Genomic DNA, 16,497 nt, shown 5'->3' with positions numbered 1-16,497 from the left:
ATTTTTATATAATGATTGAGATAATTTAGAAACAAGAGATAAGGTGTCATCTTACTATGACACTTTTTCTTATTATTTATATGTAGAAAGAGTGGGGTACCCATGGCAGACGTAAAAGAAACATTACTCACCGCCGAAGGTTTAAAGAAGTTAGAAGAAGAATTAGCGTACTATAAATCTGTACGCCGTATTGAAGTATCTGAACGTATTAAAACTGCTATTGAATATGGCGATATCAGTGAAAACTCTGAATATGATGATGCAAAAAATGAACAAGCTTTTATTGAAGGTCATATTGTAGAGTTAGAGAATAAGATTAACACTGCGAAGATTATCGATGAATCTGTAAAAGGTGACGTTGTATCTGTAGGTAGTAAAGTTACTGTACTTGACACTATGTACAACGATGAATTGGAATATGTTATCGTTGGTTCCTCTGAAGCGGATCCATTTAACAATCGTATCTCTAATGAATCTCCTGTAGGTAAAGCTATTTTGGGTAAACGTAAGGGCGATGAAGTAGAGGTTTCCACACCAGATGGTCCTGTAACATTCAAAGTGTTAGCAATCCAATAATTTACAATTACCGACAAAGAGGCGATAACATGAGTGAAGAAATTAAAAATATACAAGAAGAGCTGAATGAGCAAATGCAAATTCGCCGCGATAAATTAGCCGAATATGAAGCTGATGGTATTTACCCATTTGGCCAACGTTTTGTCGTAAAAGATTACGCAAAAGATATTAAAGAAGATTTCTTCTTGAAATATGATGGCCAGCCTGTAGTTATTGCAGGTCGTTTGATGACAATCCGTTCCCATGGTAAAACGGCATTTGCGAATATTTGTGATAAATCTGGTGATATTCAAGTATACTTCCGTAAAGATGTATTGGGCGAAGATGCTTATAAATACGTTAAAATGCTTGATATTGGTGATATCATCGGCGTAGAAGGTCACGTATTTAAAACACATACCGGTGAAGTTACCATTAAAGTTAACAAATTAACATTGTTATCTAAGTCTTTACGTCCATTACCAGAAAAATGGCATGGATTAAAGGATACAGAACTTCGTTACCGTCAACGCTATGTTGATTTAATTGTAAATCCTGAAGTGCGTGATACATTTGTAAAACGCTCTCAAATCGTTGCTAAGATTCGCGAATACATGATGCGTGATGGCTTCATGGAAGTGGAAACACCGATGATGCATGCTATCCCTGGTGGGGCTGCTGCACGTCCATTTATCACTCACCATAATGCGCTTGATATCGATATTTACATGCGTATTGCACCAGAATTGTATCTCAAACGTTTAATCGTTGGTGGTATGGACCGCGTATTCGAAATGAACCGTTGCTTCCGTAACGAAGGTATCGATAATCGTCATAATCCAGAATTTACTACTATCGAATCCTACCAAGCCTATGGCGATGTAGAGGATGCGATTCGCTTAACAGAAAATCTTGTGTCCTACTGTGCTCAAGAAGTACTTGGTACACAAGAAATTACATACCAAGGTACAGAAATTAATTTGACTCCTCCTTGGAATCGTATCACAATGGCTGAAGGTGTAAAAAAATACACTGGTGAAGATTTTGATGCAGTCACAACTATAGAAGAAGCTCGTGCTATTGCTGATCGCTTAAATGTAGAATACACAGAAAATGATGGTATTGGTAAAATCTTAAATCTTTGCTTTGAAGATTATGTAGAAGAAAACTTGATTCAGCCAACTATCGTATATGGTCATCCTAAAGAGATTTCTCCACTTGCTAAAGCAAGTCGTGAAAATCCATTGGCTACAGAACGTTTTGAAGCTTTTATCTATGGTCGTGAATTGGCAAATGGCTTCTCCGAGTTAAATGATCCAATCGACCAAAAACAACGTTTCTTGGATCAATTAAAAGAACGTGAAGCGGGCGATGATGAAGCTCACCGCATGGATGAAGACTTCGTTACAGCTCTTGAATACGGTTTACCTCCAACAGCAGGTTTAGGTGTTGGTATCGACCGTCTTGTTATGTTCTTAACAGACTCTGCATCCATTCGAGATGTATTATTGTTCCCGTTGATGAAACCAGAAGCTCCTAAGCATTTTGAAGCTGAAGAAGCAGAATAATAATCGACACTATTAAGGCTCCCTATTCTTTGAGTAGGGAGCTTTTTATATATTTATGAAATAGTTAGTATCATATAAATATCATTTTAAACCTGTTACTACGATACTGCCTTTAAATATGTATTGAAACATGAATGCTATATGTAATTTTATAAGATGGATTAATGGAGTGGTTAATATGTTGAGCTCCTGTATCAGTCTATAAGTATATAACAAAATTAACGATATAAAGTCTATAGAAAATAATTTCTAGGATAATAAAATAGTTTATGATTATTCATCAATTGTTATTGACAGTGTATAAAAATAATTTTATACTAAGTGTGAGATGTGGTATTTACATAATATATATGATATAAATTCATGCATATAAAGTTTTTCTTATTTATCTTTGCTTTATCGAATCTGAATGTGATGATATAGATTAACTGTATAGAACTACTACATACCTTGTATAACCTTGACGGGATGGGTCAAGTCTCTCTAGCGTGAACCGAGATTTACGGCTACAAGAGCTTATTTATGATGCTCTTGTAGCCGTTTTTTATTTAACTAAATTTATATTTCTAAAAGTTTAGGAGGTAAGTGCGATGAGTTCAATGGATTATGAAAGAGGTAATCAAGCCAATGGTTGTCTTGATCGGTTTTTCAAGTTAACCAAACATGGAACATCAGTAAAGACTGAGATTTTTGCGGGTATTACAATGTTTATTGCATCAGTATACATTCTGGCAGTAATACCCAATCTATTATCTGTATCAGGAATGCCTCATGGTAGTGCTGTAGCGGCTGTAATTTTAACAACTGCCTTTGCGACAATGCTAATAGGTTTTGTTGCTAATGTTCCGGTTATCGTAGCACCTGGACTTGGCCTAAGTGCATTTTTCTCGTATACCATTTGCGGTGCTATGGGCCTTAGTTGGCAAACTGCATTAGGTGCCGTTTTTATTTCCGGTACAGTTTTTGTTATTTTAACAGTTACTAAAGTTCTTAATAAAATAGTAGATGGTATTCCACAAGTGCTGAAAACCTCTATTGGCGTAGGTATTGGTTTATTCGTTGCCTTCATTGGCTTTAAAAATGCTCATATAATTATTTCTGATAATGCTACATTTGTAACCCTTGGGAATATGAAAGATCCTGCAGTACTATTAACATTGTTAGGCTTGTTTATTACAAGTATTTTATTAGCTAAGCAGATTAAGGGTGGATTGTTAATTGGTATGGCCTTCACTACGATTTTGGCTATGGTGTTAGGTTTGACTAAGGTTCCTATATCTAGTTCGGATATCTTTAACTTGGTACCACCATTTCCAGTAGACACATTTGGTCAACTTGATGTAATGAGTGCTATTGGGTATGGCTTTTTCTCCATTATCTTCTCCATTACTATTGTGGATATGTTCGATAATATCGGTACATTGATTGGTGTAACGAGAAAAGCAAACTTAGTAAATGAAGAAGGGAAATTTGAAGGTTTGAATCGTGCCTTGCTATGTACGTCTATTGGTGCCGCAGCAGGTGCCGTTGTAGGTACCTCTACAGTTACTTCTTATATTGAAAGTGCGGCAGCCGTTGCTGATGGTGGTCGCACAGGTCTTACGGCAGTAGTAACTGGCCTTTTATACTTGGTATCTTTATTCTTTGCACCATTGTTCTTATTGGTACCGGTACAAGCGACTGCACCTGTACTGATTACTATTGGCGTATTTATGATGAGTGAGGTAACGCATATTGATTTTACTGATTTCACGGAAGCATTGCCTGCATTCTTAACAATTCTTCTTATGCCATTAACATTTAGTATTGCTCAAGGTTTATCCTTTGGTTTTATTTCTTATACATTAATTAAATTGGCCACAGGTCGTCATCATGAAATTCATCCTATTATGTACATCATGACTGTGGCGTTCATCATTCACTTTGCTATTTAAATAGCATATACTATGAATCATATAGCATAGTCTATTAAATGAAAATCTAGCGTAGTATATGGGCGCAGTACTTTAGGGCTCTAATCACGCGAGGAGGTTATATGAATTCAACGATTATTTTAAAAGGAAATATATTATATACACCGAATCCATCAGCACTTGTATCTATTCAACAGGGTTATGTTATTGCTGTAGATGGGGTGGTTGTTCATTGTGGTGAAAGTATTCCTACAGTTTATACAGAGTATGATGTTGTTGATTACGGTGATAATCTCATTATTCCTGGTTTTGTGGATACCCATGCGCATGCACCACAATATTGTAATCGTGGACTTGGTATGGATAAGGAACTGTTACCATGGCTTGAAACTTATACATTTCCTGAAGAGGCAAAATTTATTGATCCTGACTATGCTCGTCTAGTATATGGTGCCTTTGTTCACGATTTATGGCGCAATGGTACGACGAGAAGTATTTTGTTTGGCACAATCCATAAAGACAGCACATTGGTGTTGATGGAGCTTTTACAAAAAGCAGGATTGTCAGCTTATGTGGGCAAGGTAAACATGGACCGTAATAGTCCGGAATTTTTGATTGAAGAAACGAATCAATCCTTAGCTGATACTAAAGTATGGTTAGATGCGTCAGCTCAATTTGGACCTTTAGTTAAACCTATTATTACACCGCGCTTTGTACCATCTTGTACGAGTGAACTCATGACAGGACTTGCTAAATTAGCGAAAGAATACGATGTTCCTGTTCAATCTCATTTGTCGGAAAATCACGGTGAAATTGATTGGGTCGCATCATTACATCCTGAGTCGTCAAACTATACAGATGTGTACTATGAACATCATTTGATGGGTACCGTGCCAACTGTAATGGCCCATTGCATTCATTTGAGTGACGTAGAAATGGATCGCATGGCTGAAACGCAGACCATGGTATCTCATTGTCCATATTCGAATGTAAATCTTTCTAGCGGAATTGCACCGATTCGTAAGCTGATTGAGCGGAATATACCAATTGGTTTAGGCTCCGATATTTCTGGTGGACATATTGTATCGATGGCAAAAGTCCTTACTGAAGCTATTGGTCTATCGAAAATGAAATGGGCTGAAGTAGACCCAAACTATGCACCTCTTACCTTGAGTGAAGCCTTCTATATGGCTACCAAGGGTGGTGGACAATTTTTTGGCCACGTTGGAAGCTTTGAAAAAGGCTATGAGTTAGATGCCCTTATTATCGATGATACGTCCTTATTTGACCAAAATGAACGTTCTTTGGAAGAGCGTTTAGAGCGCTGGCTATATGTAGGGGATGATCGTCATATTATTGAACGCTATGTAGCTGGTCGCGTAGTTCCGAGTCCAAAAGGGTAAAGTTTATATCTTACAGAAAAAAATACTGATATATTTAAAGCAGCTAGTTTGTATACCCTTCAAACTAGCTGCTTTTCGGTGCTTCTTTTAGAACCTGACCGAGGTGTTAGATAAACTTTGGATTATGATTTATAGTAGGTTTTATAGCTTTTCTGTTTATATTACTGAACAGGGCGATTTTGCTCATCAATTCACTTGGTGTATAATAAAAAAATGTACAAATTAAGAAAGTGGGGGGCTTAATGGATATATTAGGAGCAAGACGCTCTATTGAACAAAAGCTATTAATGCAATCTGTTGCTTTGATGGCGCTAGTTGCGGTGAGCGGCACTGTGATGGGGATTGTAACGGGATCTAGTGCAGTGTTGTTAGATGGGGTATTCTCCTTCGTTGATGTTGTTATTAAGATTATGATGCTTATGACAGCTAAGTTAGTTGCTAGAGAAACGAGTAAGCGATTCCAATTCGGTTTTTGGCAATTTGAACCTCTGGTGCTCGCCGTGGAGGGCTTTTTTATTCTTCTCATAGTAATTTATGCCTTATCTAGTGGGATTACAGATCTTTTGTCTGGTGGACGTCACGTAGACTTCGGGCCAGCTATTTTCTATGCTATATTCTTTACTGTTGCGGATACTGCTTACTATCTTTATGTACGTCGTATTAATAAAAGTTTGCAGTCTAACTTGATTAAATTTGATAATGTAAGCTGGTATGTCGATGCTTTGTTAGAAGCGGCTATCTTGATTAGTTTCGTTGTAGCTACTATGCTAGAAAGTACTGAATATGCTAGATGGGCTACTTATATTGACCCTATTGTATTAATTATTTTAGCGGTACAGATGATACCCTCTGCATTTCGTATCATTGTGCCATCCATGAAACAAATATTAGGATGGGCACCAACTTCATTGCATAATGAAGTGCAAGAAATTATGGATCGATTTATGGAAAAGTATAATTTTAAAGATTATGTGACGAGCGTGCAAGTATATGGCAATACTCGAATCATTGAAATTGATATTTTAGTTCCTAAAAGTTTTCCATATCAAACCATTGCTGAAATTGATGCTATTCGCAATGAAATTGACCAAGAAATCGGCGGTAACCCAACGGAAAAATGGGTGACCATTTCTTTTACAGGCACGCGTAAATGGATGGCAAAAGATTATTTGCTAGATGAAGAAGAGGATGAATAATATAAAATATTGGTGAGAAGTCTAGTATATAGCACATAATTTAATGATAAATACACCAATATATGGTATACTTAAACGTATTGAATATATTGTGCGTAACATAGTTGGAAAATGAGGTTTATAGTATGTTAGATTTAAAATTTGTCCGTGAAAATATTGATTTAGTGCAACAAAATTTAGATAATCGTCATACAAAAGGCGATCTGAAAACCTTTGTATCCGCTTATGATGAACGTCGTCAATTGATCGGTCGAGTAGAAGAATTAAAAGCGCTTCGCAATTCTGTAACAGAAGAAATTAGCAAATTAAAACGCAACAAAGAAAATGCTGATGAAAAAATCGCAGAAATGAAAAAAGTAGGCGATGAGATTGCTGAGTTTGATAACCGTATTCGCGAAGTGGAAACAAAATTGCGCGATGCGGCATTGATGTTGCCAAATATGTGTGATGCATCTGTTCCTGTAGGGGCCGATGAAGATGAAAATGTGGAGCAACGCAAATGGGGCGAACCACGTCAATTTAATTTTGATGTACAGGCTCATTGGGATTTAGGTGAAAGCCTCGATATCCTTGATTTCAATCGTGCAGGCAAAATGAGTGGAGCTCGCTTTACTGTGTATAAGGGGTTAGGGGCTCGTTTGGAACGCGCTCTTATCAGCTTCATGGTGGATCTTCATGTAGATAAACATGGCTATACTGAAATGATGACGCCATATATGGTAACACGTGAAACTTTGACGGGCACTGGGCAATTGCCTAAATTTGCTGAAGATATGTACCATGTAGAGGGAACGGAATATTTCTTGATTCCAACTGCTGAGGTTACATTGACTAATTATCACGGTGGTGAAATTTTGAGCGAAGAGGAATTGCCTAAATACTATACTGCATTCACCGCATGTTTCCGTGCTGAAGCGGGTTCCGCGGGGCGTGATACTCGTGGCCTTATTCGACAACATCAATTTAACAAAGTTGAAATGGTTAAATTAGCTAAACCAGAAGATTCTTTCAAAGAATTAGAAACATTAACAGATAATGCAGAAGAAGTATTGCGCTTATTAGAATTACCGTTCCGTGTTATCACTCTGTGCACAGGTGATATGGGCTTTGGTTCTGCTAAAACCTATGATGTAGAGGTGTGGATGCCTGCACAAGGCAAGTATAGAGAAATTTCCTCTTGCTCTAATATGACTGATTTCCAAGCTCGTCGTGCTAATATTAAATTCCGTCGTGGACCTAAGGGTAAACCGGAATTTGTTCATACATTAAATGGATCTGGCCTTGCAGTAGGGCGTACAGTAGCTGCTATCTTGGAAAACTATCAACAAGCCGATGGGTCCGTTGTAATTCCAAAAGTTCTCGTGCCATACATGGGTGGCGTTGAAGTGATTTCACCGGCTAAATAAGAGGGGGCATTTTATGAGATTCTTTATTGATACAGCAGAATTTGATGAGATTAAAGAGGCCTATGATTTTGGTTTTATTGATGGCGTAACTACAAACCCATCGCTTATCGTGAAAGCTAAACGCGATTTGAAACAAGTTATTTCTGAAATTGCAAACCTTGTTGATGGACCTGTTAGCGCAGAGGTTATTTCCTCTGATGCTGAAGGCATGGTGGCGGAAGCACATGACCTTGTGAAATTAGGCTCTAATGTGGTTATTAAAGTTCCTATGACTCCAGAAGGTCTTAAAGCCGTTGCTATTTTGAGCAAAGAAGGCATTAAAACGAATGTGACTTTGATTTTTTCTGCAAACCAAGCCTTATTAGCTGCTCGTGCAGGTGCAAGTTATGTGAGTCCATTTGTGGGTCGTATTGATGATATCAGCATGGATGGTCTTACATTGATTCAAGATATTACAGATATTTTCGCTATTCATGAAATTGAAACTGAAATTATTGCTGCAAGTGTGAGAACTCCGCTGCATATTATTCAATGTGCTAAAGCAGGTGCTCATATTGCAACTGTTCCATTTAAAGTACTCATGCAAGCTATGAAACATCCGTTGACTGATGCAGGACTTGCAAAATTTATGGAAGATTGGAAACAAGCTAATCAATAAGTTAGAGACTCTAGGTAAGAGTCATATCAATACATAGAGGACTTATAAGGAGGCCCATTATGGATCGTACATTATCTTTGGAATTTGCTCGTGTCGTTGAAGCCGCAGCTTTGCGTAGCGGTCGTTTGCTTGGCCGTGGGCAAAAGGATGCAGCCGATGGTCTTGCTGTAGATGCTATGCGTCAAGCGTTTGATTCTGTTCGCATTTCTGGTACTGTGGTTATCGGAGAAGGCGAAATTGATGAAGCTCCTATGCTTTATATCGGAGAACACGTAGGTGCTGGCGGACCAGAAGTAGATATCGCTGTTGATCCTATTGAAGGGACAAACTTGATTGCTAAAGGTCAAAATGGTGCTATTGCAGTTATGGCGATTGCAGAAAAAGGTGGCTTGTTACATGCACCGGATATGTACATGGAGAAACTTTGTGTTGGTCCTCGAGGTGCAGGTGCTATCGATATTACGAAATCTTTGACCGAAAATATCAAAAATGTAGCGGCTAAAATGGAACGTAATGTAGATGAAATCACGTTGGTTATGCTTGATCGTGAGCGTCATCAAGGCTTGATGAAAGAGGCTCGTGAAGTAGGGGCTCGTATTATGCTCATTTCTGATGGTGATGTTAATCCAGCTATGGAATGTTGTATCGAAGGTTCTGGGGTGCACATGGTTGTAGGTACTGGTGGTGCACCTGAAGGTGTATTAGCGGCTGCAGCCTTAAAATGTGTAGGCGGCGATATGCAAGCTCGCTTAAAACCAGAAACGGAAGAAGAAATTCGTCGTTGCCATGAAATGGGCATTGCCGATGTAAACCAAGTGCTCACATTAAATGATTTAGTTCGTACTGATGATGTTATTTTTGCGGCTACTGCCATTACACGTGGTAACTTATTAAATCCAATTCAATATTTCCCAGGTGGTGCGCGTACACATACTATTGTGATGCGGTCTAAAACTGGTACGGTTCGTTTCCTTGATACAGTGCATATGGATCATAAACTTAAAACATTAAAAGCTAAATAAGAATAAAGCCCTGAAATATACTCAAAAATTTGGCACAAATTTTTGAGATATATTCAGGGCTTTTTTTTCTTTGTATTTTCTCTCATTCTCTTGATGAGATATATCGAAAAATAGTATAATAACATTTAGTATATGACGTTATAAATACAAGGTCTTGTAGCTTATACAAGATGAACGATATAAAGTGTAGGAGGAATTCTGTTGGAAAAGTTAATCATTCAAGGTGGCAATCGATTGGAAGGACGTGTACGTGTTAGTAGTGCTAAAAATGCAGTACTCCCTATTATTGCCGGTACTTTGCTAGCATCAACGCCTAGTAAATTGCTTGAAATTCCAAATTTAGAAGATGTAGGCACGATTTGCCAAGTTATCGAGTCTTTGGGGGTTAAAATCACTCGTAATAATGCAGATGGTGAAATTGTTTTCGATGCTTCTACATTGACTGCTACGGAAGCTCCTTATGAACTTGTGCGTAAAATGCGTGCATCCTTCCTTGTCATGGGTCCACTTTTGGCTCGTAAAGGGGAGGCTAAAATCTCAATGCCTGGTGGATGTGCTATCGGTGCACGTCCCATTGATCTTCATTTAAAAGCATTTGAAGCATTAGGTGCAAAAATTGAAATTACTGAAGATTATGTATATGCTCATGCTCCGGAAGGACTTAAAGGGACTCAAATTTATTTGGATTTCCCAAGTGTGGGGGCTACAGAGAATGTAATTATGGCTGCTTCTATGGCGGAAGGTAAAACCGTTATCGAAAATGCTGCAGAAGAGCCTGAAATTGTTGATTTAGCTACATTCTTAAATGCTATGGGGGCTAATATTCGCGGAGCTGGTACAAATGTGATTCGTATTGAAGGTGTACCTCAATTACACGGTGCTATTCATACAGTTATTCCTGATCGCATTGAAGCTGGTACATATTTAATCGCTGCTGCTATGGCAGGTGGTGATGTATTCGTAGAAAATGCATTGCCAGAACATCTAAAACCAGTAGTGGCTAAATTAAAGGAAGCTGGTGTAACAGTAGAGGAAGAAATCGACGGCATTCGCGTTATCAGTAGTGGTAAAGGCATTAAAGCTGTCGATATTAAAACCTTGCCATACCCTGGATTCCCAACAGATATGCAAGCTCAATTCATGGCTCTTACCACGATTGCGGAAGGCACTAGTACAGTAACAGAAACTGTATTTGAAAATCGTTTTATGCATGTTGCTGAACTTCGTAAAATGGGGGCGCATATTGACATCGATAATCGTCAAGCTATTGTCGAAGGTATGCCAAGCTTACACGGGGCTATAGTGAATGCTACTGACCTGCGTGCTGGAGCGGCGCTGGTATGCGCTGCATTGACTGCGGAAGGTAGAACAGAAGTCGGTCGTTTACATCATATTGACCGAGGTTATGATGATTTTGTAGGTAAATTGCAAAGGTTAGGTGCTGATATTGTTCGGGTTGACGAATAAGAGTACACAGCCAAAACAAAATAAAAAGAAAAGAAGCCGGCGCTCTAAAGGGCCGGCTTTATACAACGAGCAACAGAACTTAGGTGCTGCAAAGGTTGAGAATTCGAAAGCGAGTACTACACGTAAACCATTGAGAAGGACAAAACGTAAGTCTACTAAGCTTTCAAATGGCGTGGCAAAGCAAGCTAATCATTTGGCCTCCAATATGCGCGAGACCATGATTAAAGTTACAAAAATGCGCCGTGCTGAACGACGTAGTCGTGAGACTGTAGCGATTGCTAAAACAACGCCAGCCATGACATTAAAACGTTTAGTTCGACCTGAGCAAGTTGGAGATTTTATGAGTCGTTTGAATCGATCCTTAAACTTCGATTTGGGAATTGATTTAGGGACTGCAAATATCCTCATTTTTGCGAAGGGTAAAGGCTTGGTATTAGATGAACCTGCGTATATTGCACGGGATGATAAAACCGGTGATATTCTTGCTTTAGGTGAGGCTGCACGTTCTATGGTAGGCCGTACTCCAAAAGGGATTTCCGTCATCCGTCCAGTTCAAGCGGGCGTTATTGCAGATTATGATATGACAGAATTCATGTTGAAGTACTTTATTCGCTCCATTGTACCTGCTTCTAGATTGATGAAGACGCGTATTATCGTATGTGTGCCATCAGGCATTACACCTGTAGAGAAACGCGCCATTTTAGAGGCCTTACTCAGAACCGGTGCAAAAAAGACAGTCCTTATTGAAGAGCCATTGGCTGCTGCTATGGGGACTGGTCTCAATGATGCTAAGCACGTAGGGGCGATGGTTGTCGATGTTGGCGGTGGCACTACGGATATTGCCGTTCTTTGTGATACGGGTGTGGTTGTAAGTGAATCACTTCGCATCGGTGGAGATTCTTTTAACGAATCTATTATCCGTTATATCCGCCGTAAGAAGCGCCTCGTTATTGGTCCGCTAACGGCAGAGAAAATTAAAATTTCTGTAGGGACTGTGGATCGTCGTGCAAAGGAGCGTACGATTGAGGTACGAGGACGAGATGCAAGTTCTGGATTACCAAAGATGGTTGCGGTGAATTCTTTAGAGATTCAACGTGCTCTAGAAGCACAAGTGATGAATGTTTTGGAAGGCGTTAAGTCCATTCTAGAAAAAACTCCACCAGAACTTGTGGCCGCTATCAATGATCATGGTATCATTCTTACTGGTGGTGGCGCGCTCATCGATGGATTAGACCGTGTTATCACACGTTCTATTGGAATCGCGGCATACCTTGTAGAATCTCCAAGATATGCAGTAATTAAAGGTGTTGCAAAGGCTTTAGATGAAATGTCACAGCTTCGTGATACATTAGATGAGTTACAATAATATAGTTACAATAATATACCATGATGATGTAAGCTTAAATTGACGAGGTTATGGTCTACAGTTATTCTATTTTATGTATGGAGTATCTTTAGACTGTAACCTCGTTTTTCGTTTATTTTTTTGAATTTTTCATCTTTATGCTGTATACTATAGTAAAAGTATATTGCGTAAAATTGATGTAATGATATAAGGCCATTATTATGGTTTGTAGCTATAGAGGAATTAAAGATGAAACGATATCTGTATATGACTTTTGCTGTTTTAGGTCTACTGGGTAGTACCGTTCCTCATGCTGAGGCCGGTAATTTAACAGGGGTGCGCGTATCTAATCATGAAGGTACAAGCCGAATTGTTTTAGATGTATCTGAAATGCCTGTATCTTGGACTCAATCCTATAATGAAGAAACACATGCTCTTACATTGAACTTAGGGGGTACTACAAATGGTTTAACTGGCCCCATATCACAAAATGATAAAAAAACGGGAGTTCTTAAAGGCATTGGCTTACAACCGGTTAATGGGGCCTTACGAGTAACATTAACAGCGAATAAGGATGTACAACATCATGAGTTTGCATTAGAAAAGCCTTCGCGTATAGTAGTGGATTTATTTTCTGGCTATGCGCAACAGACTACAAAAGATGTAAATAAATCTGTAACGTATAGCAAAATTAATAACACCGTAGCTGAAGGGAAAATTCAAGCCTTTGCATTGACCGTAGATAATGATTCACCTATGGTAGTGGCGCATGTTCCAGAAGGTAAACCATTATCTTCTGTTACTCAAGCTCATACAGCTATCATTGGAGCAAAGGTAAAAGGGGGCAGTTTTGAACGACCTTACTCAGTGGCAAGTGATGGAGCCATTGATTTAGAGCGTATTTCTAATCGTGGTACGTTACGATATACGCCTAATAGAGGATACTTTATAGAAGAGAAAAAACCTTTACTTCAAGCTAAAACGAAGAATGAGAGTTTTGTAATCACCTCCGTTGATACGGTTCGTAAAGAGAATGCCTTGACCCTTTATACGTCAACTTATGGTCCTTCTACAAAGACCAATGAATATGGTTATGAAGTGACTGTAGCTAATGGCAAGGTTATTAGTAAACAAAAGGGAAATTCTAAAATTGGGGAAAATCAATATGTATTGTCTGGTCATGGCGAATCTGGAAATGCTTTACGTAAAATAAAAGTTGGAACACCTATTACGATTCAAAATAGAGAAGAACTTGCTCAAGTTAGTACTACCGGTGGGGCTAGTTTAGAAGTGGGCACTATGGTGATGAAAGGCGGTCGCTATGTAGGAGCTGATGAATCTAATAACAAAGGTCGTAGTTTCATTGGAACCACAAAGGAACATGATTTAGTTGTGCTAACAGTTGATAAATCCGAACTTCAATCTGTAGGTGTGACTCAAAAAGAAGGAGCTCAGTTATTGTCTAAATTAGGTGTTGTTGATGGCGCTGAATTATCAAATCAAGGTAGCATTGATATAGTTATCAATGATGATTATGTACACAAATCTTCTGCACCTATGAGTTATGAGGATATAGTAATCATAAAATAGATTCGTTGCATACAATTTTGTTTGAAATATTACTAATAATTTAGTATACTATAAATACATAACTAATTTTGTAAAAGGAGGGATCGTTATGAAAAGAGTAGTGTTAGCTTTAGCTGCATTAGGTATTTTAAGTGTTAGCTCTGTAATGGCGGCCCCTGTATCATACCAAAGTGTATTAACAGGTAAAGTTGCTTCTACAGTTTCTGTTGGTACTTCTGTAACAGAAGGCCAAACATTGGTGACTGTAGAGACATTGGCTGGTCCTATGGCTGCTGCTAAATCTACTGTAACTGGTACTGTAACGGCGGTTAATGTTACAGTGGGTTCAGACGTTTCTCGTGATCAAATCGTTGTCACTGTAGAAAGTAAATAAAGGAGAGAAGGAATGAAGTTTTCTCATTCTTGGCGTCGGTATAGAAAAGCGATACTGGCGCTTTTCTTCTGTACTTCACTTACAACTGCACAGGCTATTGATTTTATGCCTGTCAATGATGTAACAACAGGTATGGAAGGTATTGCAAAAACTGTAATCGTAGGGGATACTATTTCCACCTTTGATGTAAAGGTACTGGGTGTCATGAAGGATAAGGGACCATCTGGTCATCTTATTTTAGCCAAGTTTTCCGGCCCCGTTATGGATCAAACTGGTGGCATTGCGCATGGTATGAGTGGTAGCCCTGTATATATAAATGGTAAACTCGTTGGGGCTGTTGCTTATGGCTGGGGGTTTGCGGATGGTACGATAGGTATGATTACTCCTATTGAGGATATGGTCAAACTATGGAATATACCATATGAGAAAAACTTATCTAAACCTTGGGATGATACACAATTGATTCCTTTAGGTACTCCACTTATGGCATATGGCTTCGATGCGGCATCAATGGAATACTTTAAATCGAAGTTACCACAATATAAATATGAAACATATGACACCGCAAGTGCTAGTGGTGATGAAATTGCAAAACCTTTAGAAGCTGGTGGCTCAGTAGCGGCTTTGCTAGTTGATGGTGACCTTAAATTGGGCGCTATTGGTACTGTTACTCATGTAGATGGTGAAAAGGTTGTTGCCTTTGGTCATCCATTCTTAAAACATGGTTCTTCTAACTATTTTATGCACAATGCAAGTATCTTTACCGTTGTAAAAAGCTATAATGCTGCCTTTAAGCTTGGCTCTATGGGTAAAGAGATTGGCTCTGTTACCGAAGATAGAGGTGCCGGTATTGCAGGTGTATCAGGCGTGATTTCGCCAGGTATTCCATTGCGATTCCATTTAAAGGATATTGATATGGGCCGTGATAGAACTAGTTCCGTCAAGGTTATTGAAGATGGTGAAATGACACCAACTTTAGCAGCTACAGCCTTATACAATATGTTGAATAAAACATTGGATCGCAGTGGCTCTGGTACGGCTACAATTTCTTATACTATTACGCCAAAAGGGAAAGAACATAAGCCATTAACGCGGACAAATATGTTCTACAGCTCTGATTCTATTAGTGAAAAAGCAGTTGATGAATTTTATAATGTCATTGATGTTCTTATGAACAATCGATTCATCAACTATGAAATTTCGGATATTTCGGTTGAAACAAACGTAACGCAAGATAAGAAAACAGCAAAGCTTATCGATGCTTCTGCTTCGTCTACTGTAGTTTCTCCTGGGGATACTATCGTAGTAGATGTAACATTAGAGCCGTTCCGCGGTGAAAAGGTTATTAAACAAATTTTCTTTAAGGTACCTGAAGATCAAGCTATTGGTAAGTATACCTTAGAGGTGCGTGGCGGTGGCGAGATTCCATTACCATACGTATTGGAAAAACAGAAATATAATTTAACAGATGAAATTTTACGCCGTTTGAAAGTTCATAAAGATTTTGATGAGCTTTATGATGAAATTCAAAAGACAGATACAAATAATCAAATCGTTGTAGAATTTTTGGAAGATGGTATCAGCTTAGTTGATGAAGATGGCTCTCAATCTGTTAAAAAGGCTAAGCTTAAAGATGTGGAATCAAAACCTATGCCAGGGGATGTAAAGAAAAAAACAGGTCAAGAAGATTTGAGTTCTAGTAAGGATGATGAAAAGAAACCTGAAAAGACTGCTGTTGATACTGAGTACATTGTGCAAGGTGATGGTCAATTTACGATTCATGTAATGAAGCCTGCTGATCGGGATAAAGAATTAGCAAAACGTGTCAAAGAAGCGAAACATCAGATTAAGATGGAACGCAAGTTAGAATTGGAAGATCAATCTAAAAAAGATAAAACGGATAAAGCTGAGTCTAAAAAGGATTCTAAAAAAGAGTCGAAAGAAACCAATAAAAAAGATGAGGCTAATGCTGGTGGAACAAATACAGCTGAATAAGTTGAA

At 38.6% G+C, this 16,497-nt stretch carries 13 protein-coding genes; all 13 read left to right on the top strand.

The window, feature by feature from the left end; translation table 11 throughout:
- The first annotated feature begins 102 nt into the window (after positions 1 to 102).
- Positions 103 to 576, top strand: a complete 474-nt coding sequence (gene greA / locus E7K77_RS08770; protein WP_004695428.1) for a transcription elongation factor GreA — start codon at positions 103 to 105, stop codon at positions 574 to 576.
- A 29-nt stretch (positions 577 to 605) separates the two neighbouring features.
- Positions 606 to 2,123, top strand: a complete 1,518-nt coding sequence (lysS, locus tag E7K77_RS08765) for a lysine--tRNA ligase (RefSeq protein WP_325306505.1) — start codon at positions 606 to 608, stop codon at positions 2,121 to 2,123.
- A gap of 590 nt (positions 2,124 to 2,713) precedes the next feature.
- A complete protein-coding gene (locus tag E7K77_RS08760; protein WP_060919854.1) occupies positions 2,714 to 4,057 on the top strand; it encodes an NCS2 family permease in 1,344 nt (447 codons plus the stop codon).
- Positions 4,058 to 4,158: 101 nt separating this feature from the next.
- Positions 4,159 to 5,439, top strand: coding sequence for a guanine deaminase (gene guaD / locus E7K77_RS08755; RefSeq protein ID WP_325306504.1), 1,281 nt, complete (start codon positions 4,159 to 4,161; stop codon positions 5,437 to 5,439).
- 242 nt (positions 5,440 to 5,681) lie between these two features.
- Positions 5,682 to 6,635 (top strand): cation diffusion facilitator family transporter, encoded by a 954-nt coding sequence (locus E7K77_RS08750; protein WP_004695437.1) that lies wholly within the window; start codon positions 5,682 to 5,684, stop codon positions 6,633 to 6,635.
- Between the two features lie 125 nt (positions 6,636 to 6,760).
- Positions 6,761 to 8,041, top strand: a complete 1,281-nt coding sequence (serS, locus tag E7K77_RS08745) for a serine--tRNA ligase (RefSeq protein WP_325306503.1) — start codon at positions 6,761 to 6,763, stop codon at positions 8,039 to 8,041.
- 13 nt (positions 8,042 to 8,054) lie between these two features.
- On the top strand, positions 8,055 to 8,699 hold the full coding sequence (gene fsa, locus E7K77_RS08740) for a fructose-6-phosphate aldolase (RefSeq protein ID WP_008715804.1): 645 nt from the start codon (positions 8,055 to 8,057) through the stop codon (positions 8,697 to 8,699).
- Between the two features lie 59 nt (positions 8,700 to 8,758).
- Positions 8,759 to 9,721: a class II fructose-bisphosphatase gene (gene glpX / locus E7K77_RS08735; RefSeq protein WP_004695442.1), complete on the top strand. Its 963-nt coding sequence runs from the start codon at positions 8,759 to 8,761 to the stop codon at positions 9,719 to 9,721.
- Positions 9,722 to 9,922: 201 nt separating this feature from the next.
- A complete protein-coding gene (gene murA / locus E7K77_RS08730; RefSeq protein ID WP_004695444.1) occupies positions 9,923 to 11,188 on the top strand; it encodes a UDP-N-acetylglucosamine 1-carboxyvinyltransferase in 1,266 nt (421 codons plus the stop codon).
- Positions 11,169 to 12,554: a rod shape-determining protein gene (locus tag E7K77_RS08725; protein WP_325321184.1), complete on the top strand. Its 1,386-nt coding sequence runs from the start codon at positions 11,169 to 11,171 to the stop codon at positions 12,552 to 12,554. The genes murA and E7K77_RS08725 overlap by 20 nt, the downstream gene beginning before the upstream one ends.
- A gap of 228 nt (positions 12,555 to 12,782) precedes the next feature.
- Complete coding sequence (locus tag E7K77_RS08720; protein WP_105087051.1) at positions 12,783 to 14,123, top strand: phosphodiester glycosidase family protein; 1,341 nt, start codon at positions 12,783 to 12,785, stop codon at positions 14,121 to 14,123.
- 88 nt (positions 14,124 to 14,211) lie between these two features.
- Positions 14,212 to 14,496 (top strand): biotin/lipoyl-containing protein, encoded by a 285-nt coding sequence (locus tag E7K77_RS08715; RefSeq protein WP_004695449.1) that lies wholly within the window; start codon positions 14,212 to 14,214, stop codon positions 14,494 to 14,496.
- A 12-nt stretch (positions 14,497 to 14,508) separates the two neighbouring features.
- A complete protein-coding gene (locus tag E7K77_RS08710) occupies positions 14,509 to 16,491 on the top strand; it encodes a SpoIVB peptidase S55 domain-containing protein (RefSeq protein ID WP_004695451.1) in 1,983 nt (660 codons plus the stop codon).
- Positions 16,492 to 16,497: the final 6 nt, after the last annotated feature.

This window comes from Veillonella parvula, from assembly GCF_032577575.1.
GTDB lineage: Bacteria > Bacillota > Negativicutes > Veillonellales > Veillonellaceae > Veillonella.
The sequence above is the reverse complement of the archived record's forward strand: the minus strand, read 5'-3'. Positions and strand labels throughout refer to the sequence as shown.

Coding starts and splice junctions, on each gene's coding strand:
- greA (WP_004695428.1), top strand. CDS start 103: ATGGCAGACGTAAAAGAAACATTACTCACCGCCGAAGGTTTAAAGAAG.
- lysS (WP_325306505.1), top strand. CDS start 606: ATGAGTGAAGAAATTAAAAATATACAAGAAGAGCTGAATGAGCAAATG.
- E7K77_RS08760 (WP_060919854.1), top strand. CDS start 2,714: ATGAGTTCAATGGATTATGAAAGAGGTAATCAAGCCAATGGTTGTCTT.
- guaD (WP_325306504.1), top strand. CDS start 4,159: ATGAATTCAACGATTATTTTAAAAGGAAATATATTATATACACCGAAT.
- E7K77_RS08750 (WP_004695437.1), top strand. CDS start 5,682: ATGGATATATTAGGAGCAAGACGCTCTATTGAACAAAAGCTATTAATG.
- serS (WP_325306503.1), top strand. CDS start 6,761: ATGTTAGATTTAAAATTTGTCCGTGAAAATATTGATTTAGTGCAACAA.
- fsa (WP_008715804.1), top strand. CDS start 8,055: ATGAGATTCTTTATTGATACAGCAGAATTTGATGAGATTAAAGAGGCC.
- glpX (WP_004695442.1), top strand. CDS start 8,759: ATGGATCGTACATTATCTTTGGAATTTGCTCGTGTCGTTGAAGCCGCA.
- E7K77_RS08720 (WP_105087051.1), top strand. CDS start 12,783: ATGAAACGATATCTGTATATGACTTTTGCTGTTTTAGGTCTACTGGGT.
- E7K77_RS08715 (WP_004695449.1), top strand. CDS start 14,212: ATGAAAAGAGTAGTGTTAGCTTTAGCTGCATTAGGTATTTTAAGTGTT.
- E7K77_RS08710 (WP_004695451.1), top strand. CDS start 14,509: ATGAAGTTTTCTCATTCTTGGCGTCGGTATAGAAAAGCGATACTGGCG.